Source organism: Limnobacter sp. (assembly GCF_046297615.1).
Taxonomy (GTDB): Bacteria; Pseudomonadota; Gammaproteobacteria; order Burkholderiales; family Burkholderiaceae_B; genus Limnobacter.
This window is the reverse complement of record NZ_JBKBHM010000006.1, coordinates 216,802-238,424: the sequence shown is the minus strand read 5'-3', so window position 1 is coordinate 238,424 and position 21,623 is coordinate 216,802. Positions and strand designations below refer to the sequence as shown.

20 protein-coding genes are annotated in these 21,623 nt (G+C 58.2%); 17 read left to right on the top strand and 3 right to left on the bottom strand.

Annotated elements, in window-relative coordinates; all coding sequences use genetic code 11:
- The first annotated feature begins 70 nt into the window (after positions 1 to 70).
- The 14 genes from ACK4FF_RS13145 to iscX all read left to right on the top strand — a co-directional run bounded on the left by ACK4FF_RS13145 (position 71) and on the right by iscX (position 12,366).
- A complete protein-coding gene (locus ACK4FF_RS13145) occupies positions 71 to 1,249 on the top strand; it encodes an acyl-CoA desaturase (RefSeq protein WP_409710110.1) in 1,179 nt (392 codons plus the stop codon).
- A gap of 180 nt (positions 1,250 to 1,429) precedes the next feature.
- Complete coding sequence (locus ACK4FF_RS13140; RefSeq protein WP_409710107.1) at positions 1,430 to 3,625, top strand: malate synthase G; 2,196 nt, start codon at positions 1,430 to 1,432, stop codon at positions 3,623 to 3,625.
- Positions 3,626 to 3,725: 100 nt separating this feature from the next.
- Complete coding sequence (locus ACK4FF_RS13135) at positions 3,726 to 3,983, top strand: hypothetical protein (protein ID WP_409710104.1); 258 nt, start codon at positions 3,726 to 3,728, stop codon at positions 3,981 to 3,983.
- Between the two features lie 210 nt (positions 3,984 to 4,193).
- Positions 4,194 to 4,655, top strand: coding sequence for a DUF3828 domain-containing protein (locus ACK4FF_RS13130; protein ID WP_409710101.1), 462 nt, complete (start codon positions 4,194 to 4,196; stop codon positions 4,653 to 4,655).
- 9 nt (positions 4,656 to 4,664) lie between these two features.
- Positions 4,665 to 6,335, top strand: coding sequence for an alpha/beta hydrolase family protein (locus ACK4FF_RS13125; RefSeq protein WP_409710098.1), 1,671 nt, complete (start codon positions 4,665 to 4,667; stop codon positions 6,333 to 6,335).
- Positions 6,336 to 6,443: 108 nt separating this feature from the next.
- On the top strand, positions 6,444 to 6,758 hold the full coding sequence (locus tag ACK4FF_RS13120; RefSeq protein WP_409710095.1) for a pyrimidine/purine nucleoside phosphorylase: 315 nt from the start codon (positions 6,444 to 6,446) through the stop codon (positions 6,756 to 6,758).
- A gap of 125 nt (positions 6,759 to 6,883) precedes the next feature.
- Positions 6,884 to 7,363: a Fe-S cluster assembly transcriptional regulator IscR gene (iscR, locus tag ACK4FF_RS13115; protein WP_409710091.1), complete on the top strand. Its 480-nt coding sequence runs from the start codon at positions 6,884 to 6,886 to the stop codon at positions 7,361 to 7,363.
- 27 nt (positions 7,364 to 7,390) lie between these two features.
- Entirely contained in the window at positions 7,391 to 8,602 is a 1,212-nt protein-coding gene (locus tag ACK4FF_RS13110) for an IscS subfamily cysteine desulfurase (RefSeq protein ID WP_409710088.1), read from the top strand.
- 28 nt (positions 8,603 to 8,630) lie between these two features.
- Complete coding sequence (iscU, locus tag ACK4FF_RS13105) at positions 8,631 to 9,014, top strand: Fe-S cluster assembly scaffold IscU (protein WP_409710085.1); 384 nt, start codon at positions 8,631 to 8,633, stop codon at positions 9,012 to 9,014.
- A 65-nt stretch (positions 9,015 to 9,079) separates the two neighbouring features.
- Positions 9,080 to 9,403, top strand: coding sequence for an iron-sulfur cluster assembly protein IscA (gene iscA / locus ACK4FF_RS13100; RefSeq protein ID WP_409710082.1), 324 nt, complete (start codon positions 9,080 to 9,082; stop codon positions 9,401 to 9,403).
- Complete coding sequence (hscB, locus tag ACK4FF_RS13095) at positions 9,403 to 9,924, top strand: Fe-S protein assembly co-chaperone HscB (protein WP_409710079.1); 522 nt, start codon at positions 9,403 to 9,405, stop codon at positions 9,922 to 9,924. Before iscA ends, hscB begins: the two co-directional genes overlap by 1 nt.
- On the top strand, positions 9,924 to 11,801 hold the full coding sequence (hscA, locus tag ACK4FF_RS13090) for a Fe-S protein assembly chaperone HscA (protein ID WP_409710076.1): 1,878 nt from the start codon (positions 9,924 to 9,926) through the stop codon (positions 11,799 to 11,801). Before hscB ends, hscA begins: the two co-directional genes overlap by 1 nt.
- Positions 11,802 to 11,818: 17 nt before the next feature.
- A complete protein-coding gene (gene fdx, locus ACK4FF_RS13085) occupies positions 11,819 to 12,157 on the top strand; it encodes an ISC system 2Fe-2S type ferredoxin (RefSeq protein ID WP_409710073.1) in 339 nt (112 codons plus the stop codon).
- A 14-nt stretch (positions 12,158 to 12,171) separates the two neighbouring features.
- A complete protein-coding gene (gene iscX, locus ACK4FF_RS13080) occupies positions 12,172 to 12,366 on the top strand; it encodes a Fe-S cluster assembly protein IscX (RefSeq protein ID WP_409710069.1) in 195 nt (64 codons plus the stop codon).
- Between the two features lie 16 nt (positions 12,367 to 12,382).
- Here iscX and ACK4FF_RS13075 read toward each other — a convergent pair whose 3' ends face one another.
- The 3 genes from ACK4FF_RS13075 to ACK4FF_RS13065 all read right to left on the bottom strand — a co-directional run bounded on the left by ACK4FF_RS13075 (position 12,383) and on the right by ACK4FF_RS13065 (position 14,631).
- Positions 12,383 to 13,003, bottom strand: coding sequence for a hypothetical protein (locus ACK4FF_RS13075; RefSeq protein ID WP_409710067.1), 621 nt, complete (start codon positions 13,001 to 13,003; stop codon positions 12,383 to 12,385).
- A gap of 83 nt (positions 13,004 to 13,086) precedes the next feature.
- A complete protein-coding gene (locus ACK4FF_RS13070) occupies positions 13,087 to 14,028 on the bottom strand; it encodes an alpha/beta hydrolase family esterase (RefSeq protein WP_409710064.1) in 942 nt (313 codons plus the stop codon).
- Positions 14,029 to 14,082: 54 nt separating this feature from the next.
- A complete protein-coding gene (locus tag ACK4FF_RS13065) occupies positions 14,083 to 14,631 on the bottom strand; it encodes a pyridoxamine 5'-phosphate oxidase family protein (protein ID WP_409710061.1) in 549 nt (182 codons plus the stop codon).
- A gap of 61 nt (positions 14,632 to 14,692) precedes the next feature.
- Here ACK4FF_RS13065 and ACK4FF_RS13060 point away from each other — a divergent pair, with 61 nt between their 5' ends.
- Genes ACK4FF_RS13060 through ACK4FF_RS13050 form a run of 3 tightly spaced genes read left to right on the top strand, consistent with a single transcriptional unit; the run spans position 14,693 to position 21,608 of the window.
- On the top strand, positions 14,693 to 18,082 hold the full coding sequence (locus tag ACK4FF_RS13060; protein WP_409710058.1) for a DUF2126 domain-containing protein: 3,390 nt from the start codon (positions 14,693 to 14,695) through the stop codon (positions 18,080 to 18,082).
- A 44-nt stretch (positions 18,083 to 18,126) separates the two neighbouring features.
- Positions 18,127 to 20,691 (top strand): circularly permuted type 2 ATP-grasp protein, encoded by a 2,565-nt coding sequence (locus ACK4FF_RS13055; protein WP_409710055.1) that lies wholly within the window; start codon positions 18,127 to 18,129, stop codon positions 20,689 to 20,691.
- A 2-nt stretch (positions 20,692 to 20,693) separates the two neighbouring features.
- Complete coding sequence (locus tag ACK4FF_RS13050) at positions 20,694 to 21,608, top strand: transglutaminase domain-containing protein (RefSeq protein WP_409710052.1); 915 nt, start codon at positions 20,694 to 20,696, stop codon at positions 21,606 to 21,608.
- The last annotated feature ends 15 nt before the right edge of the window (positions 21,609 to 21,623 follow it).

Here is a 21,623-nt window from a genome sequence, read left to right as displayed (position 1 = left end):
AACCGGGAAACCGAGTACAACGACACTTGAGGATTCCCCCCATTCACCTGCCTGTGAGCCGTACACCATCATGACAACACGCGTCGACCCCAACAGCCCAGTCAATTGGCTTGGCACCATTGTGCTCACCAGCACCACGCTGGCTGCGCTGGTTTTGGTGCCTTTGTATGCCTGGTTCTTCGACTTTGGTACTGCGGCCTGGGTGTCATTTGTGGTGCTGGCGATCTTCAATGGGATGTCCATCACCGGTGGCTACCACCGGCTTTGGGCCCACCGCGCCTACGAAGCCCACTGGACCGTGAAGCTGTTCTTCATGGTCTTCGGCTCCATGACCCTGCAAAACAGCATTTTGGTATGGGCTTCAGGCCACCGAACCCACCACCGGCACGTGGACGACCCCGAATACGACCCCTACTCCATCAAACGCGGTTTCTGGTTTGCCCACATGGGCTGGATGCTGCGCCGCTACGAGTCTGGCGCTGAAGATTTCCGCAATGCGCCCGACCTGCTGAAGGACCCGATCGTCTCCTTCCAGCAAAAGCACTACATTGCCTTGGCCACAGGCACCAACATTCTCATCCCCTTCTTCATCGGCTTGGCCGCTGGCGATGTGCTGGGTGTGATGCTGCTGGGCGGCTTGTTCCGCCTGGTGTGGTGCCACCAAACAACGTTTTTCATCAATTCGCTGGCGCACATTTGGGGCCGCCGCCCTTACACGGACGAAAACACCGCGCGCGACAATGACTTTCTGGCCATTTTCACGTACGGCGAGGGGTACCACAACTACCACCACCTGTTCCAATACGACTATCGCAACGGCGTTCGTTGGTACCAACTGGACATGACCAAGTGGCTGATTGCAGGCCTGTCCGCCATCGGGCTGACCAGCAACCTCAAGCGAGTGCCCAAGTTCCAGATCGAGAAAGCCCGGGTCACCATGGCCTTCAAGCGCGCCGAAGAAAAAATTCAAAAAACCCAAGCGCGCCACACCACGCGCACGGCCGCTCAACTTGAAGCCTTCAAAGCCAAGGTTGCGCAGGAATACAAGCATTTTTCAGAGGCTCTCCAGGAATGGGCGTCATTGAAAGAAGCCTGGTACAACCAAGCCAAGGCCGAGTTGTTGCACGGCGAAGTGCTGGCCCAGTACAAAACCAAGTTCAAAGCCTTGGAAACCGAATTGAAGCAACAGCGCAAACGCATGCGCAGCTTGCTTCGTCAGCGTATGAGTGGCTTGGCTTTGGCGGCCTGAGCCACAACGCCACCGCCCGAAAAGCGCACAAACGCCCTGCCAGCCGCGGGGCGTTTGTCCATTTGAAGCCCCACCCGCTCGAGTGACCCCCTTCCTCCTTTACAATGTCAGGTTTTGGCGATTCCGGCCCATGCCGTGCGCCACTGAATTGCAGAAAACCACCGCTTGAGGTCTCACACCATGACAGAACGCATCTCCGTTCACGGCCTGAAAGTTGCCGCGAACCTGCACAAATTTGTAGAAGAACAGGTATTGCCCGGCACCGGCATCGACAGCGCCAAGTTCTGGGCTGGCTTTGATGCGATTGTCAAAGAACTGGCCCCCAAAAACGTGGCCCTGCTGGCCGAACGTGACCGCATCCAACTTGAAATGGATGCATGGCACAAAGCCAACCCAGGCCCCATTGCCGACATGGCGGCTTATCAAGAGTTTCTGAAAAAGATCGGTTATCTGGTTGAACAACCCGCTGGAGCCAAAGCAACCACAGCCAATGTGGACGCGGAACTGGCCACCCAGGCTGGCCCCCAACTGGTTGTGCCCATTCTGAATGCGCGCTACGCCCTGAACGCCGCCAATGCGCGCTGGGGTTCACTGTACGACGCCCTCTACGGCACAGACGTTATCTCCGAAGAAGGCGGTGCCGACCGTGCGGGTGGCTACAACCCGGTGCGTGGCGCCAAAGTGATCGAGTTCGCACGCAACTTTCTGGATCAATCCTTTCCCCTGCAAGGCGGCAGCCACAAGGACGCGGCGGGCTACACCATTGAAGGTGGCGCCCTGAAAGTGGCCCAGAAAAACGGCAGCGTAGCCACCTTGGCTAACGCAGCCCAGTTTGTGGGCTATCAAGGCGATGCCGCGGCCCCCTCCTCTGTACTGCTGGTGAACAACGGCATTCATGCCGACATCATCATCAACCGCGCAACACCCATTGGTGCATCCGACGCAGCCGGCGTGGCCGACGTCGTGCTGGAAGCAGCCCTCTCCACCATTCTGGATCTGGAAGACTCAGTAGCCGCAGTAGACGCCGATGACAAAGTCATCGCCTATGGCAACTGGCTGGGTATTCTCAAAGGTACACTGACAGAATCGGTGTCCAAAGGTGGAAAAACCTTCACCCGTGGCCTGAACAAAGACCGCCAGTACACCGGCGCCAACGGCCAGCCGCTGACCATGCACGGCCGCTCTTTGCTGTTCCTTCGTAACGTGGGCCATCTGATGACCAACCCCGCCATTCTGTACGATGGCGACAAGGAAATCCCTGAGGGCATCATGGACGCGGTGATCACCACCACCATCGCCCTGCACGACCTGAAAGGCAACGGTCTGGCCAACGGCATCAAAAACAGCCGCACCGGTTCGGTTTACATCGTCAAACCGAAAATGCACGGCCCCAAAGAAGTGGGTTTTGCCGCCGAACTGTTCAGCCACGTTGAGAAACTGTTGGGCCTGCCCGACAGCACCGTGAAGCTGGGCATCATGGACGAAGAGCGTCGCACGTCCGTGAACCTCAAAGCCTGTATCGCCGCGGCAGCCAGCCGCGTGGCCTTCATCAACACCGGCTTTTTGGACCGCACCGGCGACGAAATGCACACAGCCATGCTGGCTGGCGCCATGATCCGTAAAGCGGACATGAAGAGCTCCGCATGGATTCAGGCTTACGAGAAAAACAACGTGCTGGTTGGCTTGAGCTGTGGGCTCAAAGGCCGCGCCCAAATCGGCAAAGGCATGTGGGCCATGCCTGACCTGATGAAAGCGATGTTGGAACAGAAAATTGTTCACCCCAAAGCCGGTGCCAACACCGCTTGGGTGCCCTCGCCAACAGCCGCAACCCTGCACGCCCTGCACTACCACCAAGTCAGCGTGGCTGCGGTTCAGGCTGAACTGGAAAAGATCGACGAGCAAGCCGAGCGCCCAGGCATTCTGGCCAGCTTGTTGCAAATTCCTGTGGCCACCAACACCAACTGGTCTGACGCTGAAAAGCAGCAGGAACTGGACAACAACGCCCAAGGTATTTTGGGTTACGTTGTGCGCTGGATTGACCAAGGTGTGGGCTGCTCCAAAGTGCCCGACATCAACAACGTGGGCCTGATGGAAGACCGCGCTACCCTGCGCATCTCCAGCCAGCACATCGCCAACTGGATCCACCACGGCATCGTCAGTGCCGAACAAGTGATGGAAACCATGAAGCGCATGGCCGCAGTGGTTGACCAGCAAAACGCTGGCGACCCCCTGTACAAGCCCATGGCTGGCAACTTCGACAACAGCGCCGCGTTCAAAGCAGCCTGCGACCTCGTGTTCAAAGGCATGGAACAGCCAGCTGGCTACACCGAGCCTTTGCTGCACGCATGGCGCCTGAAGGTCAAAGCGGCCGCGTAATGTTCCATCAGGCTATCTGCCTGAAGTAGTCCCCAAAAAAACCCGGCTCATTGAGTCGGGTTTTTTCGCTCAACAGAGTGAGACTTTGACGGGTATCATCATGACTGCTAGATTTCGCAGCGATACCTTTTTTCGAGTCGCAATCTTGCCATCCAACCTGCAGGTTACACTGGATCACCTTAGAAGCAGCGCCAAAGCTTTACCAACAGGGCAATGTGCAAAATTTGTTCGCCTCGCACTTCAAGCGGGTGGATTTAAACTTGTACATCAACCAATCTCCGCAAAAGACTACGGTCCAACCCTCGCAGCGGCTGGTTTTGTCGCACATGATTTGTCCGATGACGTACTGACCGGCTGATGGTCGTGTAAATCTTACCAAGCAATAGCTGGCGATATAGCAGTAATTCCACCGGTTCATGGTGCCGGGCCGCATGAACATATTGCAATGTACGATGGTACCGATTGGTACTCCGATTTCCGGCAACTGGACATGTGGGGCGGCCCCGCGTACAGAAAGCACAAACCTAAAGTACAACTGTTCAAATTGTCCCAATAAACGGGCCTGATCATGAACCTGAGACCGACCGCTAATTTGGTGCTTGTGCTTTCCACACTGATGGCTTGCGCCACATCGACACCTGAGGATCAAGCCAGCCGTCTGGTCGAAAAGTACCTGAATTCGAGCAGCGAATTGTCGAGCATCTCCGATGCGAGGAATGTCTATTCCACGACGCTGTCTGCATTGATTCAGCGGGATCAATCTTCGGTTCAAGATGGGGAAGTCGGAAAACTCAACTTTGAACCCCTATGTAATTGCCAAGACACCGGCGGAATAGAAAAAGTCACACTCAATTCACCCAGTGAAGATTCTGTAGACCTCTCTATTCAATGGTCCAGCCAAGAGCTCCCAAGCTCCATAACGCTTACCTTTGTCAAAGAATCCGGCCAATGGCGAGTTGACGAGATCCGTTCCAAGGATGTTCCAAGCCTTAAACTGTTTCTGTCGCCGTCACCAAAGCAGCAACCTTGACCGATTCAATTGAATCCTGAGCGCCAGGTCGAGAAGTACCTGTTGGACAACAACACATCCAACGGGGGCATTTCCATGCGGCACTTGCGGTTCACGCTTGCTCTTCTCACCTGCCTGGCGCTTGGCGCCTGCAACAGCAACGATTCAACAACCCCTTCTGCCAGCCGAATCAACGCGGCTGAGGTACCTGTGGATGGGGTGAGTGTGCTCAGTGGCCGGGAATTCAATTCAGGCCTGACACTGGACCTGAGCTGCGACGAAGCCACCTACCCCAGCGCCGCATTTGTGCAATGCGAAGCCCGCAACTCAGCACGCACCCTTGAGGCCAATCTGGAACAGCTCAACCCCATGTTCCAAGCCCGAGCCATGCAGCAGAACCTCGCCAACCTTCAGTCTCTGATTCAACGCAATCTGCAAGACCCAAGCTGGATGCTGCCACCGGCGCTTGGCAACACGGGCGTGACACCGTTGTGTGCAGCGGGGATAGGCCCCTGCACAGGCGACCCATTCCGCTACCCCAACGTTGACGGCCCGGACGGCAAAACCTTCTATGAGCAAGAAGCCATCGTCACCCCCGTGGTGTATTACGACCAAGGCTGCGCCAGAATCAGCGGGCAAGTCTGGCGGCCACGCAACGCGGGCAACGCAAAGCTGCCTGCCATCGTCATCAAAAACGGTTCCGTGCAAGCCAGTGAACAACTCTACTGGTGGGCAGCCCAGCGCTTGGTACGCGCCGGTTATCTGGTGCTGACTGGCGACCCTCGCGGCCAAGGCCGCTCGGACTTCTCCACCCCCACGGGTGAACAAGGCGGCAACTTCAATGGACGGGTGTTCTTCGAAGGCTTGGTGAACGACCTGGATTTTCTGATGTCCAGCCCCAGCCAGCCCTACCCCCACCAAGCCCGATGCGCAGGCACCTACCCAACCCCAACAGCCTTGTTTAACCCCATGCACGCTTTTGTGGACAAGGACCGGATTGGCATTGCAGGCCATTCCTACGGCGCAGGCGGGGTCACCTGGGTACAAAGCTATGGCGCTCAGGGTTCCGAGCCTTGGCCGGGCCTGCTCAGCCCAAGCAACCCGGTCAAAGCCATTGTGGCCTGGGATGCCTTGGGGTCGAGTAAAGCCCCCACCTCAGCCACCTTGACCAGCCTGTTCCCCACCGGGGGCAGCGCTGGGTCGCTGCCAGAAAACCCCTTAACCTCACCGGGCGGCACGCCCCCAGTGGTGCCCCAAGTGCCTGCCCTGGGCTTCACCTCCGAATATGGGTTCACCCCTGTGCCGTTTGTGCGCAACCCACCACGCGACGAACACCTCAGCGGCTTCAAAGAATGGCAGGCCGCCAAAGTGCCTGTGATGCAAGTCACCGTGGCGGGTTCAACCCACCTGGACTATTCGCTGGGCAGCGTGTTGCCCGCCAGTTCGTGGTGTCCGGAAATCGTCAACAACGCGTGTACCGGCGGCTGGGCCAGCCCTCTGATTGCCCACTACACCCTCGCATGGTTTGACCGTTACCTGAAAGCCGAAGGCGAAACAGGCTATGCGGATGCCGAACAGCGTTTGCTGGACGACAAGGCGTGGGCAGAACGCCTGAGCATTCATTTCGCCAGCGCCCGCGATTTCACCTTGCGCGATGGCCGCCGGGTTGTGGCCAGCGACATCCGCGCCTTGTACAAGTAAGGCCACATTAGGTGGACAGGCTGTGAGGTTTGCATCCATCTGGCGCCGTTTTGCCTTAAATTCAGGCATCATGGCGCCATCTTTTTGAACCTTCACCGGAAACGCATCATGAGCAAATTTGAAAACGTCACCGTCGTCAAAGCCGCCAACATCTACTTCGACGGCAAAGTCAGTAGCCGCACCGTCCTATTCGCTGACGGCAGCAAGAAAACACTGGGCTTGATGCTGCCCGGCGAATACGAATTCGGCACTTCCGAGAAAGAAATCATGGAAATTCTGGCGGGCGATCTGGATGTCTGCCTGCCCGGCACCGGATGGCAAACCATCGCGGGTGGGCAGTCCTTCGAAGTGCCTGCCGACGCCAAGTTTCAACTGAAAGTCCGCACCCCGACCGATTACTGCTGCAGCTACCTGGGCAAGTAATTTGTCCGCCGCCAAGGCCGGCGGCATGTACACCACAAACATGGTAAAACCCGACCCGACAAAGTTGAGTAAAACAGTCAACTTTGGTATACTTGACCAAAATAGTCGGACATTTGGGTTTTACCATGCGATTGACCACCAAAGGCCGTTTTGCCGTCACAGCCATGATCGACCTTGCCTTGCAGCAGGAAGGCGGTCCTGTGTCGCTGGCTGGCATCAGTCAACGCCAGAACATCTCCCTGTCCTACCTTGAACAGTTGTTTTCCAAGCTGCGACGCCACGAACTCGTGGACAGCGTTCGTGGCCCTGGTGGCGGCTATCAAATCGCCCGCCCCCTCAAGAGTGTCAGCGTGGCCGATGTGATTCTGGCCGTGGACGAACCGCTGGACGCCACCCAATGCGGCGGCAAGGAAAATTGCACTGAAGAAGGCCAGTGCATGACGCACGACCTGTGGTCCAGCCTGAACACGAAAATGCTGGAATACCTTGGGTCCGTCAGCTTGCAGTGCCTGGTGGACAAACACCGCAACAAAGGCGGCGAACAGGCGGTTCAGTTTCGCGACAGGCCAGTCCGGTTCAATGACGCCAGCGCACCCATTAATTAAACCGAAAACCCAGTGGAGCAGTTGACCATGAAGATGCCGATTTACCTCGATTACAGCGCGACCACACCGGTGGACCCCCGCGTGGTCGATGCCATGATTCCCTTCCTGAGGGAAAGTTTTGGCAACCCGGCCTCGCGCAGTCACGCCTACGGGTGGGAAGCCGAAGACGCCGTGGAAAAAGCCCGCGAACACGTGGCCGCGTTGGTGAATGCCGACCCGCGTGAAATCGTCTGGACATCTGGCGCCACCGAATCCAACAACCTGGCCATCAAGGGCGCCGCACAGTTTTACGGTCAAACCAAGGGCAAGCACATCATCACCCTGAAGACCGAGCACAAAGCGGTTCTGGACACCTTCCGCGACCTGGAGCGCCACGGCTTTGAAGCCACCTACCTGGACGTTCAGGAGAACGGCCTGGTCAGCCTTGACGCCCTGAAGGCTGCCATTCGCCCCGACACGGTGCTCATCTCCATCATGGCGGTGAACAATGAAATCGGCGTGGTGCAGGACATTGCAACCATCGGCGCACTGTGCCGTGAACAAGGCATCATTTTCCACGTGGATGCTGCGCAGGCCACCGGCAAAATCGCCATCGACCTGGCCACCCTGAAAGTGGACCTGATGAGTTTTTCCGCCCACAAAACCTACGGCCCCAAAGGCATCGGCGCCCTGTACGTACGCCGCAAACCCCGCATCCGCATTGATGCGCAAATGCACGGTGGCGGCCACGAGCGCGGCATGCGTTCCGGCACCTTGGCCACACATCAAATCGTCGGCATGGGCGAAGCGTTCCGCCTTGCCCGTGAAGAAATGGCCACTGAACTGCCTCGCATCACAGCACTGCGCGACCGTTTGCTCAATGGCCTGAAAGCCATCGATGAAATTTACGTGAATGGTGACCTGGATCAACGCGTGCCCCACAACCTGAATGTCAGCTTCAACTTCGTGGAAGGTGAATCGCTGATCATGGCCATCAAGGACATCGCGGTTTCATCGGGCTCGGCCTGTACATCGGCCTCACTTGAGCCCTCTTACGTGCTGCGTGCACTGGGCCGCAGCGATGAACTGGCCCACAGCTCCATCCGTTTCTCGGTGGGCCGGTTCACCACCGAAGCCGATGTCGATTTCACCATCGACTTGCTGAAAACCAAGGTGGCCAAACTGCGTGAGCTCTCCCCCCTGTGGGAAATGCACCTCGATGGCATTGATTTGAATACGGTTCAGTGGGCAGCCCACTAACCCTTTGTGAATTGAAGGAGTAACGACCATGGCATACAGCGACAAAGTGCTGGACCACTACGAAAACCCCCGCAACGTCGGTTCCTTTGACAAAGGCGACGACGAAGTGGGCACCGGCATGGTGGGTGCCCCCGCCTGCGGCGACGTGATGAAACTGCAAATCAAGGTGGGCGATAACGGCGTTATCACCGACGCAAAGTTCAAAACCTACGGCTGTGGCTCGGCCATCGCATCGTCCTCCTTGGTCACTGAATGGGTCAAGGGCAAAACGCTGGACGAGGCGCTGTCCATCAAGAACACGGCCATTGCTGAAGAACTTGCCTTGCCCCCGGTGAAAATTCACTGCTCCATCCTGGCGGAAGACGCCATCAAGGCAGCGGTGGAGGACTACCGCAAGAAGCACGACAACTGAGCAGCTTGGCGTAGAACACGGGCTCACAGCGTGAGCCCGACGCATTGAAAAAAGGAAGAAGCACCATGGCGATCACATTGACTGAACGAGCCGCCGAACACGTCACCAAATTTCTGGCCAAGCGCGGCAAAGGCTTGGGTTTGCGCCTGGGCGTGCGCACCACGGGTTGTTCCGGCATGGCGTACAAACTGGAATTTGTAGACTCGGCCAACCCCGAAGACCAACTGTTTGAAAGCCATGGTGTGAAGCTGTTTGTGGACCCCAAAAGTGCCCCCTATCTGGAAGGCATTGAACTGGACTTCGCACGCGAAGGCCTGAACGAAGGCTTCAAGTTCAACAACCCCAACGAGAAAGCACGCTGCGGCTGTGGTGAAAGCTTCACCGTGTGATGAACCTTCAAAGCAATGACTTCGAACTGTTTGGTTTGCCGGTCCGTTTTGAGCTGGACAAGGCTGAACTGAGCCAGGCTTATCTGCGGCTGCAAAGCCAAACCCACCCCGACCGCCACGCCAACGGCACTGCCCAGGAAAAACGCCTGGCGGTGCAGTGGGCCACTCGCATCAACGAGGCCTATCGCAGACTGGGCAACCCACTGGAACGTGCTGTCTACTGGTGCGAGCTTCAAGGGCTGGACCCGCGTGGCCAGCAAAGCCGCCTGCCTGCCGCATTGCTGATGCAACAAATGGAATGGCGCGAAGCAGCCGAAGACAGCCACAGCGTTGATGCCTTGGATGCCTTGATGAGCGATGTTCGTGCTGAGCGCCGCAGGCAACTGGCAGCCCTGGCTGTGCACATTGATCAAGAACCCAACCCCCAGAATGCCATGGCCTGCACGCAGGCCCTGATGTTCATCGACAAGTTTTTGCTGGAGCTGGACCGTCGGCTTGAGCAGTTGGAGGATGCCAGCTGATGGCCCTGTTGCAGATTGCCGAACCCGGCATGTCCACCGCCCCACACGAACACCGGCTTGCCGTGGGCATCGACTTGGGCACCACCCACTCGTTGGTGGCCAGCGTGCGCAGCGGCAGTGCCGAATGCCTGCCCGATGCCTCCGGCCGAGCCATACTGCCCTCCGTGGTTCGCTACGGCGAACAGGGCGTTAAAAACATCGGCGAAGATGCCTTGGCCTGTGCAGCGACAGACCCTTTCAACACCGTGTTTTCAGCCAAGCGCCTCATGGGCCGAGGCTACACGGATGTGGCCCACCTGAATTTGCCTTACCGGGTTCAAGCCGCACCCGGAATGGTGAACATCGAAACTGACTTTGGCATCAAAAGCCCGGTTGAGGTGTCTGCGGACATTCTCAGGGCACTGCGCAAACGGGCTGAATCCACCCTGGGTGGCGAACTTGTCGGCGCTGTCATTACCGTGCCGGCCTATTTCGACGAAGCCCAACGCCAAGCCACCAAAGACGCGGCCCAACTGGCTGGCCTGAATGTACTTCGGCTCATCAACGAACCGACTGCCGCTGCGGTGGCCTATGGGCTTGACCAACGCGCGCAAGGCCAGTTTGTAGTGTTCGACCTCGGTGGCGGCACCTTCGATGTGTCCATACTGCGCTTGCAAGCTGGCGTGTTTGAAGTGCTCGCCACGGGCGGTGATTCCGCTTTGGGTGGAGACGACTTTGACCGCGCTTTGGCCGACCACTTCATTGCCACACATGGCTTAAGCTCGCTGACCCCACAACAACGCGGCCGCCTGGTGATGGCCTGCCGGCGGGTGAAAGAGCAGATTTCCAGTGAGCACACCGCGTTTCTCAGTGTCGATTTCAAAAGCGGTGAAACCATCGCTGAAACCGTCACGGCGGAACAATTCGCGCTGATCGCCGAGCCTTTGGTCAAACGAACCATCACCGCCACCCGAAAAACTCTGCGTGATGCAGGCCTGTCCATCGACGACATCGACGGTGTTGTACTGGTTGGCGGCTCTACCCGCATGCCCATCATCCGCAAGGCCGTGGCGGCTTTCTTCGGCAAAGACCCACTCGTCAACCTCAACCCAGACGAAGTGGTGGCCATTGGTGCCGCCATTCAGGCTGACACACTGGCGGGCAACCGCTCGGGCGACGAACTGCTGTTGCTGGATGTCATTCCTTTGTCCTTGGGCCTTGAAACCATGGGTGGGCTGACTGAGCGGGTGATTCAGCGCAACAGCACCATCCCCGTGGCGCGCGCCCAGGAATTCACCACCTTCAAAGACGGACAAACCGCCATGGCCATTCACGTGGTTCAAGGCGAACGTGAACTGGTGAGCGAAAACCGTTCATTGGCCCGCTTTGAATTGCGAGGCATTCCGCCGATGGTGGCTGGTGCTGCACGCATTCGAGTCACCTTCCAGGTGGACGCTGATGGCCTTTTGTCCGTGCATGCCTTGGAAACCACCTCCGGCGTTGCCGCTGAAATCACGGTGAAACCCTCCTATGGTCTGTCCGACGACCAAATCGCCGACATGCTGAAAGCCGGTTTTGACTACGCTGAAAAGGACATGCATGCCCGCCAGTTGCGCGAGCAACAGGTCGAAGCCCTTCGCTTGGTGGAGTCTGTGGAAGCGGCACTGAGCAAAGACTCAGCGTTGCTGAATGCGGACGAACTGCAGGCCATTAAAGCTGCGCTTTTGCAACTGCGGGAATTGGCCAACACCGACCGCCTGCGCGACATTGAGCAGGGCATCAGCGGCTTGTCGCATGCCACCGAAGACTTCGCCGCACGGCGCATGGATGCCGGTATTCGGCAAGCCCTCACCGGAAAAACCATCGACGCGGTCAGCGACACCTTCAACCGCAATTGAACACTCAGGACATCACCATGCCCATCATCAAGGTCCTGCCTCACGAGACTCTTTGTCCGTCTGGCAAAACATTCGAAGTGGCCGAAGGCACACAATTGTGCGAAAGCCTGCTGCAAAACGACATCGCCATTGAGCACGCCTGCGAAATGAGCTGCGCCTGTACCACCTGCCATGTGATTGTGCGTGAAGGCTTCAACAGCCTTGAGGCCAGCGACGATGATGAAGACGACCTGCTGGACATGGCCTGGGGCTTGACCCCTCAAAGCCGCCTGTCCTGCCAGGTCAAAGTGGCCCAGCAGGATTTGCTGGTTGAACTGCCCAAGTACACCATCAACCACGCCCGCGAGAATCACTGAACAGGACACCTGCCATGAAATGGACTGACACGCTGGACATCGCGCTGGCCCTAATCGACCAGCACCCCGACGTCGACCCGCAATACATCCGGTTCACCGACTTGCATGCGTGGGTGATGGCACTGCCCGGCTTCTCGGACGACCCCAGCAAATCGAACGAGAAAATTCTGGAAGCCATCCAGATGACCTGGATCGACGAACAGGATTAACCCCTTCAAAGCCGGTTCAAGCGTCCCACTTGATGGAGGGCAGTTTGCCCGAGTCTGTCCCACGCTGCACGAACGAACCTATGAAAGCGCCCAGCGTCAGCTTGGCGAACTCAATGAATTCGGGTTTGATGAACGACAGGCCGCAGAAAAACAGCGTCAGGGAAACCGTTGCCAAGGGCAGACCGGAAAACCCGATTTTCTGAAAAGTCCCGGTGAACCCGGTCAGGCTGCTGAGAATCACGTATTGCTTGATGGCATCCTGATTGGCATCTCGCACCAGCGGCTCCAGCAATTCACGGTCCTCTGGCGGAATGGCTTTGGCCGTGGCCTTGCCGGCTGCACCCAAAAGCTTCAAGCCCACCAAGGCCATGAACAGCACTGAGAACACCGAGAAGGTTTCCCAAGCGTAATACTGCATGAACCACACGAAGATGCCACCATCACTGGGCGAGGGTGGAATCAAGCGTTCCATGCTGTAACCGCGCCAGAGCAGCGCGAAGGTAATCAGCGGGCTGAGCGCCAGCATGGAATACCCCATCAACGCCATGAAGCGCCGGGCGTTGGACGCGTCATTGGTGCCGGTCTCGTGGGTGCGGGTCAGTTTGTCGTTGTTGTCGGGGTCGATGTTCACAGCCATGTCTCCTGTCACAAGGGGGGTCAACCCGACAGGGTCCACTGCACTGGGCAAAGCAGCAAGTCAAGGCTTAGTTCTGCAACGGGTCAGCGGGTGGGTTGGCGCGCAAAAAAGCGCCAAATTTCCTCAGGGCCATCCACATCGTGGTTTTGCGGCCCCAACACGGTGTCGACCAATCGGCTGAACCGCGCATCCCGATCAAAACTCGGCACGCGGTGCCCACCGCCATTGATGCGAAACAGGCTGACTTCAGCGCCCGGTGGGCAGTTTGACTCAATGAGTGACACAGTGCTGCCGTCAGCGCCATCCCTGTCGGGCTGATGACTCAGCCGTGCATCGCCCAGCCGGCAACCATTTCGGGTGCGCCAAAACTCCACGGCCATGGGCGTGGGTATTACACCCGACACAGCAATCCTTGCCGTTCCGCGGCCCCCGCCATAAGGCACCAAAGGGTCAGCCGTGCCATTCATGAACAACACCGGCACCGGGCGCCCCCAAGCTGGGCAACGCTCCACCATGCCTTGAGTCATGGACATGATCACGCTGGCCACCCCAGCAAAACGCTCCGGATTGGTGCATGCCAGGCTCAACGCCATTGCACCACCATTGGACACGCCTGCGAGGTAAATCCGGCGGGGGTCCGCCACGCCACGTTGAATCAAAAAATCGACGAGAGCCAGCAAAAACCCGCGGTCATCCGTGCCTTGGGGTGGGCCCTGCCCCGCCCGCTCGGCGTCATCGCGCAAGTCAGCCCAAGCCTTGTTCAAGCCGTCGGGAAACACCAGGCCAAACCCTTCGCGTGCAGCAAGCTCGGGCCAGCGGCTTCTGGCCTCCACGTCTTCACCCTGCTGCCGGTTGCCATGAAGCACCACCACCAGCGGAGCTGCCTGCCCCGGCCTCAAATTAACGGTGTTGTAGGTGCGCTTTTGGCCATTCACCGTCAACGACTCCGCCGCAGCAACGTGGCTCAAACCCACCAACAGCAGTAGGCCAGATACTCGAACCACAGCACGCAATACAGGGTTCATCGCCAGTCCTTATTCAATGAATTCGCAATACAAAGGCTACACGCAGCAACGCCCTTAGGGCACCACTGCACCGCTTTGCCAGGCTTGAGTCTCCTCATGCCAAAGCAACCGGGTTCGGGTGTGCCCCTCGCGCCCAAGCTCAAGGCAATCGAGGGTGTGCACGGTCACTTTCAGCACCACGAAGTGCGCACGCGCAATGTTCAAGTCCGTGGCGACAGGTCCATCATGCAAGGCTGTTCCGGGGGCTGACAGGGTGGCATAGTCTTGCCGGGCATACTCGGGAACATTCGCCCAATAGCCATTCAAGACACTGTCATCGGTTTCAAGGTAGGCTGTACCCACAGCCCTCAGTTGAAGTTGGTGGCTGGGGTTCCAAAACAGCAGCGCAACACGGTTGTCATGGGCCAACTCCCGCACCTTGCCACTGCGGGAATCCGTGAAAAACAACAGTTGCCGTTGCTCGGGAAACACCTTGCGCAGAATCACCTGTCGGGACATCGGTCCATCAGCCCCCGTGGTGGACAGGCCAACCACACGCCAAGGGTGTTTTCGGTCCACGCTGGCACGAACCAGCGTGGGCCACAATTCAACGGCATGATTCATGCTTTGCCCTGTGTGAAACGAAGTTTTTGTGTCCACCCTGCTCTGAAATCGGGAAGCGAAAGTGTCCATCCACGTTGCCTTGCGCCATATTACACGGTACGACTACGACCGACTCATCAACCTGGGCCCCCAAGTGGTGCGCCTGCGCCCTGCACCGCATTGCCGAACGCGCATTCTCAGCTACAGCCTGAAGGTGCTGCCGGGCGAGCATTTCATCAACTGGCAACAGGACCCTCAGAGCAATTATCTGGCCCGTTTGGTGTTCCCGGAAAAAACACGCCAATTTGAAGTCGCTGTTGACCTCGTGGCCGAAATGTCCGTGCTGAACCCGTTCGACTTCTTTTTGGAGAAAGAAGCGGAAGAGTTTCCGTTCAGCTACGACTCCGGGCTGGACCAAGAACTGGCGCCCTACCTTGTGCCCTGCGAACTGGGCAAGGCTTTTGACGCGTTCGTCAAGACACTGAAAAAGCCAAAAATGCGCACCATTGATTACTTGGTGTGGCTGAACCAAACCCTGTATGAACGCATCAAATACCTGATCCGACTGGAGCCGGGTGTTCAAACCCCCGATGAAACCCTGATCAAAGGCAGTGGGTCTTGCCGGGACAGCGCATGGCTGATGGTGCAAACCTTGCGGCGCTTGGGCTTGGCGGCCCGGTTTGCCTCCGGTTACCTGATCCAGCTCAAAAGCGATGTCAAAGCCATCGACGGCCCTGACGGCCCCGAGGCCGATTTCACTGACCTGCACGCGTGGTGTGAAGTGTACCTGCCGGGCGCAGGATGGATTGGTCTGGACCCAACCTCAGGCCTCTTGGCCGGGGAAGGCCACATTCCACTGGCCTGTTCACCCGAACCCTCCAGCGCGGCGCCCATCAGCGGTAGCCTCGACGAATGCGAGGTGGAGTTTGGGCACGAGATGAGCGTGCAGCGCATTTACGAATCGCCGCGCACCAGTAAACCTTACAGCCAGGAGCAGTGGCAAGCCATCGAGGCCATGGGCTACGAGGTGGACAAAGCCCTGAACGCACTGGATGTGCGCCTGACCATGGGCGGAGAGCCCACCTTTGTAGCGAACACAGACCGGGGCGCCGCAGAGTGGAATACAGAAGCCCTAGGCCCCACCAAAAGGGCCTATGGCGCTGAGCTTCTGAACCGCATGAGCAAGCATTATGGCGCTGGCGGCTTCTTCCATTTTGGCCAAGGCAAATGGTACCCGGGAGAACAACTGCCACGCTGGGCGCTCAGCCTGTACTGGATGAAGGACGGCACCCCACTGTGGAACGACCTCTCCCTGTTTTCCGATGAAAAAGCACCGGGTGCAACCCCTGAGTCGGCCGCCGCCGTTTTCGCCCAAACGCTGTGCAAAGAGTTGTCGCTGTCCGACGAATTCATTGAGGCTGGCTTTGAGGACACGTGGTATTACCTGTGGCGTGAACGCCGACTCCCGGTGAACGTTGATCCGTTCGACTCGCGTCTGGACGATCCACTGGAACGCAAACGCCTGCGCAAAGTGTTCACTGACGGCTTGAACAAAGTGATTGGCCATTGCCTGCCGCTGGCTCATGATGGGTTGTCGTGGAGAACGGGTCCCTGGTTCCTGCGTGACGAGCGCATGTACCTGATGCCTGGCGACTCGCCCATGGGCTATCGCCTGCCCTTGGACTCACAACCGTGGGTGTCCAAAGAAGACTACCCGTACCTGATTGAAGCTGACCCCTTCGACCCGCGACAAAGCCAGAAGCTGGTGCATCAAGGGCCGAAAACCTCAGGCTCATTGCGTGAGCCTTTGGATGACGGCTTCATGCCCGACTACGAACACCAAGGCAGCCGTGGTCGAGTATTGCCTTTGTCGTCCCGCAAAGGCGATGACAAAGCCAACACATCACTGGTTGACACCACTCGGTCACCCCAGGACAAAGAAAGCGCCCACTGGATTGTGCGCACCGCATTGTGCACCCAGGTTCGCAATGGTCATCTGTATGTATTCATGCCACCACTGGCCCAGCTTGAACAGTATGTGGATTTGTTGTCGGCCATTGAGCGCACTGCCTCGGGGCTGAAACAACCAGTGATTCTGGAAGGTTACGGCCCACCCCGCGACAACCGCCTGACCGTGCTCCAGATGACGCCCGACCCTGGCGTGCTGGAAGTGAACGTGCAGCCCAGCAACAACTGGAGTGAACTGGTCCAGTTGACCACCACCTTGTATGAAGAGGCCCGGCTATCAGGGCTTTCCACCGAAAAATTCATGCTGGATGGACGGCACACAGGCACCGGGGGCGGCAACCATTTTGTGATGGGGGGTGACGGGCCCGCGAACAGCCCCTTCCTGAGGCGACCCGACGTACTGGCCAGCCTGCTGCGTTACTGGCACAACCACCCCGGCCTGAGCTACCTGTTTTCAGGCCTGTTCATCGGCCCAACCAGCCAGGCCCCACGCATTGACGAAGCCCGAACCGACCAAACTCATGAACTTGAGCTGGCACTGACCGAACTGGACAAGCAGATTGCACGCACCGAAGGCAGAACACCGCCTTGGCTCATCGACCGCTTGCTGCGCAACATCCTGATTGATGCCACCGGCAACACACACCGCAGCGAATTCTGCATCGACAAACTCTACAGCCCCGACTCATCCACTGGCCGCCTTGGGCTGCTGGAACTGCGGGCCTTCGAGATGCCGCCCAATGCGCAGATGAGCCTGGCCCAACAACTGCTGCTGCGCACGCTGATCGCCCGGTTCTGGAAAACACCCTACACGGCCAAACTGGTCAAATGGGGCACGCGCCTGCACGACAAATTCATGCTGCCCACCTTCGTGCAGCAAGACCTTACGGACGTGATTGATGACATTCGGGCTGCCGGTTTCGACTTCCAAGCCGACTGGTTTGCACCGCACATGGCCTTCCGATTCCCCAAATTCGGCGACTTTGTCAGCCGTGGCATTGAAGTGGAACTTCATGGGGCACTGGAGCCCTGGCACGTCTTGGGTGAAGAAGGTGCAGCAGGCGGCACAGTCCGGTATGTGGACTCATCCCTTGAACGGCTAGAAATCAAGGTCAACAACTATGTGGACGAGCGCTACATCCTCACCTGCAACGGTGTGAAGGTGCCCCTGCACCCCACCGGCAAAATGGGCGAGTATGTGGCAGGTGTCCGCTACCGCGCCTGGCAGCCACCGAATGCCTTGCACCCCACCATCGGAGTAAATGCGCCACTGGTGTTCGACCTGATCGACTCTTGGAACGGACGAAGCCTGGGCGGTTGCCAGTATCATGTCGCCCACCCCGGCGGCAGGAATTACGACCTATTCCCGGTGAATGCCTTTGAAGCGGAGAGCCGTCGCTTGGCTCGCTTCTTCAGAATGGGGCACAGTCACGGGCCGGTTCGGGTGGCGCATGAATCCGGCAGGGCGGAGTTCCCGCTTACGCTGGATTTGCGCTGGTGTTAAGCCGGTAGAATACGGGGTTACTTCAGTTTTATCCCGTGCAGGACGTGAGCGCCAATCCAGACCAACTCAAGAAGGCCAGCCAGGAACCCTGGCAGGTCGCGATCTTGCAAGGCACCAGCGAGTATTACAGCGAGTTGGCCGGGCAGGGTTTGGTGCGTCCGCTCTGGGACGAATTCGTCTCCAAACTGCCCAAAGGCGAAGCACCAGACCACCTCAACGCCAAATTCTCGGCGCTGGCCAAGCAGATTCGCGACAACGGCATTACTTACAACGTGTATGCCGACCAAGGGCGCGGCTCATCCCGCCCCTGGGCACTCGACCTGCTGCCGCTGATCCTCGACAAAAGCGACTGGGCCACCCTTGAGGCAGGCATCTCACAACGGGCCAAATTGCTGAACCACATGATGGTGGATGTCTACGGTCAGCAAACCCTGTTGGACAAAGGCCTGCTGCCAGCGGACTTGGTGTACGGCCATTCGGGCTACCTGCCGCAAATGCATGGTGTTCGCCCTGCGCAGGATGTTTGGCTGCACATGGTCGCCTTTGACTTGGGCCGAGGCCCTGACGGCCAGTGGTGGGTCATCACCCACCGCATGATGGCCCCCTCCGGCCTGGGCTATGTGCTGGAAAACCGGCTCGGCATCTCGCGCAGCTTTAACCGCGCCTTCCGCGAAATGCAGGTAATGCACCTGGCCGGCTTTTACCGCACCTACATCGACACCCTGCGCAAGCGCTCACCGAAAGGTGAAAACGCACGCATAGCCCTGCTTACACCGGGCCCGTACAACGAAACCTATTTTGAACACACTTACCTCGCGCGCTACCTCGGGATCACCTTGGTTGAAGGCAGCGACTTGGTGGTCAGAAACAATTTGCTGTTCCTGAAAACCGTCAACGGTCTGGAACAGATTGATGGCTTGATTCGGCGAACCGATGACCAATGGCTGGACCCTCTGGAGCTGAGGGAAGACTCCCAACTCGGGGTGCCCGGCTTGCTACAGGCCATTCGCACCGGCGGTGTCATCATGGCCAACATGCCCGGTGCAGGCTGGCTTGAAAGCCCGGCCATTCATGGCTTCGTACCCGGCCTTTGCGAACACTACCTTCAGGAACCTCTGGCCCTGCCCAGCGTGCCCAGTTGGTGGTGTGGCGAAGGCCCTGCGTGGGCGCAAGCCAGCGAACGGCTTGAAAACCTCGTGATCAAATCCACCGGGCCGAACCGGCGTGGTCGCATCATGGATTCGGTGATGGGTTCATCGCTGGACGAAGTCGACAAACGCAACTGGTTGTCCAGAATCAGCCAACGCCCCTCCGAGTACACCCTGCAAGAGCTTATTCCACTGTCGCGTGCGCCCATCTGGACTGCCGACGGGCACCTGGACGAACGCGCCATGATGTTGCGCCTCTTTGCAGTCAGCGACGGCCAAGGCGGTTACACCGTGATGCCCGGAGGCTTGACGCGCATTGCCGGAGACCAAAACGGCATCGTCTCCATGCAAAAAGGAGGCAGCAGCCTGGACACCTGGATCTGCAGCGACAATGCCGTAGACCGCAGCAGCAACCTCAAAGAAAAACTGCAGGCCAAAGACCTTCAGGCCTTGCGCCGCCCGGTGTCCAGCCGCGCCGCCGAACACCTGTTCTGGCTGGGCCGCTACACCGAGCGCGCCAGCTACTCGCTGCGCCTCCTGTTTCATGCCAACAAGCTGCTGAGCGAAGAAGAAATACTGGACCCAACCACCCTTGGCTTCCTTCATGAGTTGTGTGGCAAACAAGGCCTGAGCAGTGAATTTGACCCAGCCCAGCCCTTGAATGCCGAACGCTTCGAAGCCGAACTGCTCAGCGCATTGTGGTCCGGCAACCAAGGCAGTTTCGGCCAGATGAAAGGTTTGCCCCAGCAATTGAACAACCTGGCCATGGTGGCTGGGCATCTGCGCGACAGGCTCTCGAGCACTCACTGGCGCATGCTCAACGACTGCGCCAAAGTGCTCACCCAACTGGACACCAACCGGTCCGTCCGCTACATGCCCACCGAGGCTTTGGAAAAAATTCGCCTCTACCTCACGGCCATGCATGGTGAACAAAGTGACCACATGACACGCGACCACGGCTGGCGCTTCCTGCAGTTCGGGCGGCAGATTGAACGCCTGTGTGGCGCATGCGATTGCCTGCTCTCGATGACCAGTGTCCCTGGCCGAGCGGGCGAGCACGGGCTGGACTTGGCCATTGCCTTGGCCGACAGCACCATCACCTACCGCAGCCGTTACCAGCACCGCTTCGAATGGTTGCCCACGCTGGACCTGTTGATTTTCGACGATGCTGCCCCCTACGCCTTGAACCGCATTCTGTACAAATTGGATATCGTCATTGGCCAGTTGCCGGGCGATGTCAAACCCCTGCATCAAATCTTCGACCGCGTGTTCAATGACGGAACCATGCCCGAAGGGTTGACGCTGGAAAGCCTTCAGCCCCCCTTCCCCGCGGAAACCGGTCGACAACTGCGCACCTGGCTTCAGGAATTGCTGGACACCGCGTACATGCTGTCTGACCTGGTCGGCGCACAGTACTTCCGCTTGGCCGACCAAGCCGATCAAATCATTCAGGGGCGTTGAACATGGCGAACGAAATACGCAAGGTTCTGCACGTCACCGAGTACGACTACGACCTGCCAGCCGAATGTTCTCAGCAGATCTGCATTCTGCAGCCGCAGGAAGGCCCCGCCATGGACGCGGGCCTGCTGCGCAAAGGGCAAAAAGTCATCAAACATGCGTTGAAAATTCGTCCTAACCCCTCCAAGGTGCAAACCAGCACCGATGCCTTTGGCAATGCGGTGCATCACTTCGAGATGAACTACCCGCATGACCATCTTGAAGTGACCAGCGACATGGAAATGGCCATGACGCCCGCCTTGCATCAAGGGCCCTTGGAAGACGTTAAATCACCGGCGTGGGACACCTTGGTGGACAGCCTGCGCTACCGCGCCGGGCAACCCATCACCCGCGAGTTTCAATTCCGTTTTGAAAGCAAACATGTCCCCATTCTGGACAGCCTGCGGGACTACGGCACCTTGGACTTTTGGCCTGGTCGCCCCGTGGTGTTGGCCAGCCACGCCCTGATGCAACGCATCTTCCGGGAATTCAGTTACAAAAGCGGATCAACCACCATTGAAACCACCGTGCAGGAAGTCATGCAAAAACGCCAAGGTGTTTGCCAGGACTTCGCCCACGTCATGCTCGGGGTGTTGAGGTCTTTGGGCTTGGCTGCAAGGTACGTCAGTGGCTATATGCTGACTGAACCACCGCCCGGCCAGCCCAAACTGCTTGGTGCCGATGCAAGCCACGCGTGGGTGTCTGTGTGGTGCGGGCCAGAAGTGGGTTGGGTCGACTATGATCCGACCAACAACCAACTCCCCGACGTGCGTTATGTGACCGTTGCGGTGGGCAGAGACTATGCCGATGTGCCGCCGATACGCGGTGTGGTGCATGGGGGTGGGGAACACCACTTGAAGGTGGGTGTCACCGTATTCTGAATGCCAGAAGGCTGG

What these genes read in the sequence shown, in the direction of transcription:
- ACK4FF_RS13135 (WP_409710104.1), top strand. Translation starts at nt 3,726, where the DNA reads ATGACTGCTAGATTTCGCAGCGATACCTTTTTTCGAGTCGCAATCTTG.
- iscA (WP_409710082.1), top strand. Translation starts at nt 9,080, where the DNA reads ATGGCGATCACATTGACTGAACGAGCCGCCGAACACGTCACCAAATTT.
- iscX (WP_409710069.1), top strand. Translation starts at nt 12,172, where the DNA reads ATGAAATGGACTGACACGCTGGACATCGCGCTGGCCCTAATCGACCAG.
- ACK4FF_RS13130 (WP_409710101.1), top strand. Translation starts at nt 4,194, where the DNA reads ATGAACCTGAGACCGACCGCTAATTTGGTGCTTGTGCTTTCCACACTG.
- ACK4FF_RS13075 (WP_409710067.1), bottom strand. Translation starts at nt 13,003, where the DNA reads ATGGCTGTGAACATCGACCCCGACAACAACGACAAACTGACCCGCACC.
- iscU (WP_409710085.1), top strand. Translation starts at nt 8,631, where the DNA reads ATGGCATACAGCGACAAAGTGCTGGACCACTACGAAAACCCCCGCAAC.
- ACK4FF_RS13145 (WP_409710110.1), top strand. Translation starts at nt 71, where the DNA reads ATGACAACACGCGTCGACCCCAACAGCCCAGTCAATTGGCTTGGCACC.
- hscB (WP_409710079.1), top strand. Translation starts at nt 9,403, where the DNA reads ATGAACCTTCAAAGCAATGACTTCGAACTGTTTGGTTTGCCGGTCCGT.
- ACK4FF_RS13120 (WP_409710095.1), top strand. Translation starts at nt 6,444, where the DNA reads ATGAGCAAATTTGAAAACGTCACCGTCGTCAAAGCCGCCAACATCTAC.
- ACK4FF_RS13140 (WP_409710107.1), top strand. Translation starts at nt 1,430, where the DNA reads ATGACAGAACGCATCTCCGTTCACGGCCTGAAAGTTGCCGCGAACCTG.
- hscA (WP_409710076.1), top strand. Translation starts at nt 9,924, where the DNA reads ATGGCCCTGTTGCAGATTGCCGAACCCGGCATGTCCACCGCCCCACAC.
- ACK4FF_RS13070 (WP_409710064.1), bottom strand. Translation starts at nt 14,028, where the DNA reads ATGAACCCTGTATTGCGTGCTGTGGTTCGAGTATCTGGCCTACTGCTG.
- iscR (WP_409710091.1), top strand. Translation starts at nt 6,884, where the DNA reads ATGCGATTGACCACCAAAGGCCGTTTTGCCGTCACAGCCATGATCGAC.
- fdx (WP_409710073.1), top strand. Translation starts at nt 11,819, where the DNA reads ATGCCCATCATCAAGGTCCTGCCTCACGAGACTCTTTGTCCGTCTGGC.
- ACK4FF_RS13110 (WP_409710088.1), top strand. Translation starts at nt 7,391, where the DNA reads ATGAAGATGCCGATTTACCTCGATTACAGCGCGACCACACCGGTGGAC.
- ACK4FF_RS13065 (WP_409710061.1), bottom strand. Translation starts at nt 14,631, where the DNA reads ATGAATCATGCCGTTGAATTGTGGCCCACGCTGGTTCGTGCCAGCGTG.
- ACK4FF_RS13050 (WP_409710052.1), top strand. Translation starts at nt 20,694, where the DNA reads ATGGCGAACGAAATACGCAAGGTTCTGCACGTCACCGAGTACGACTAC.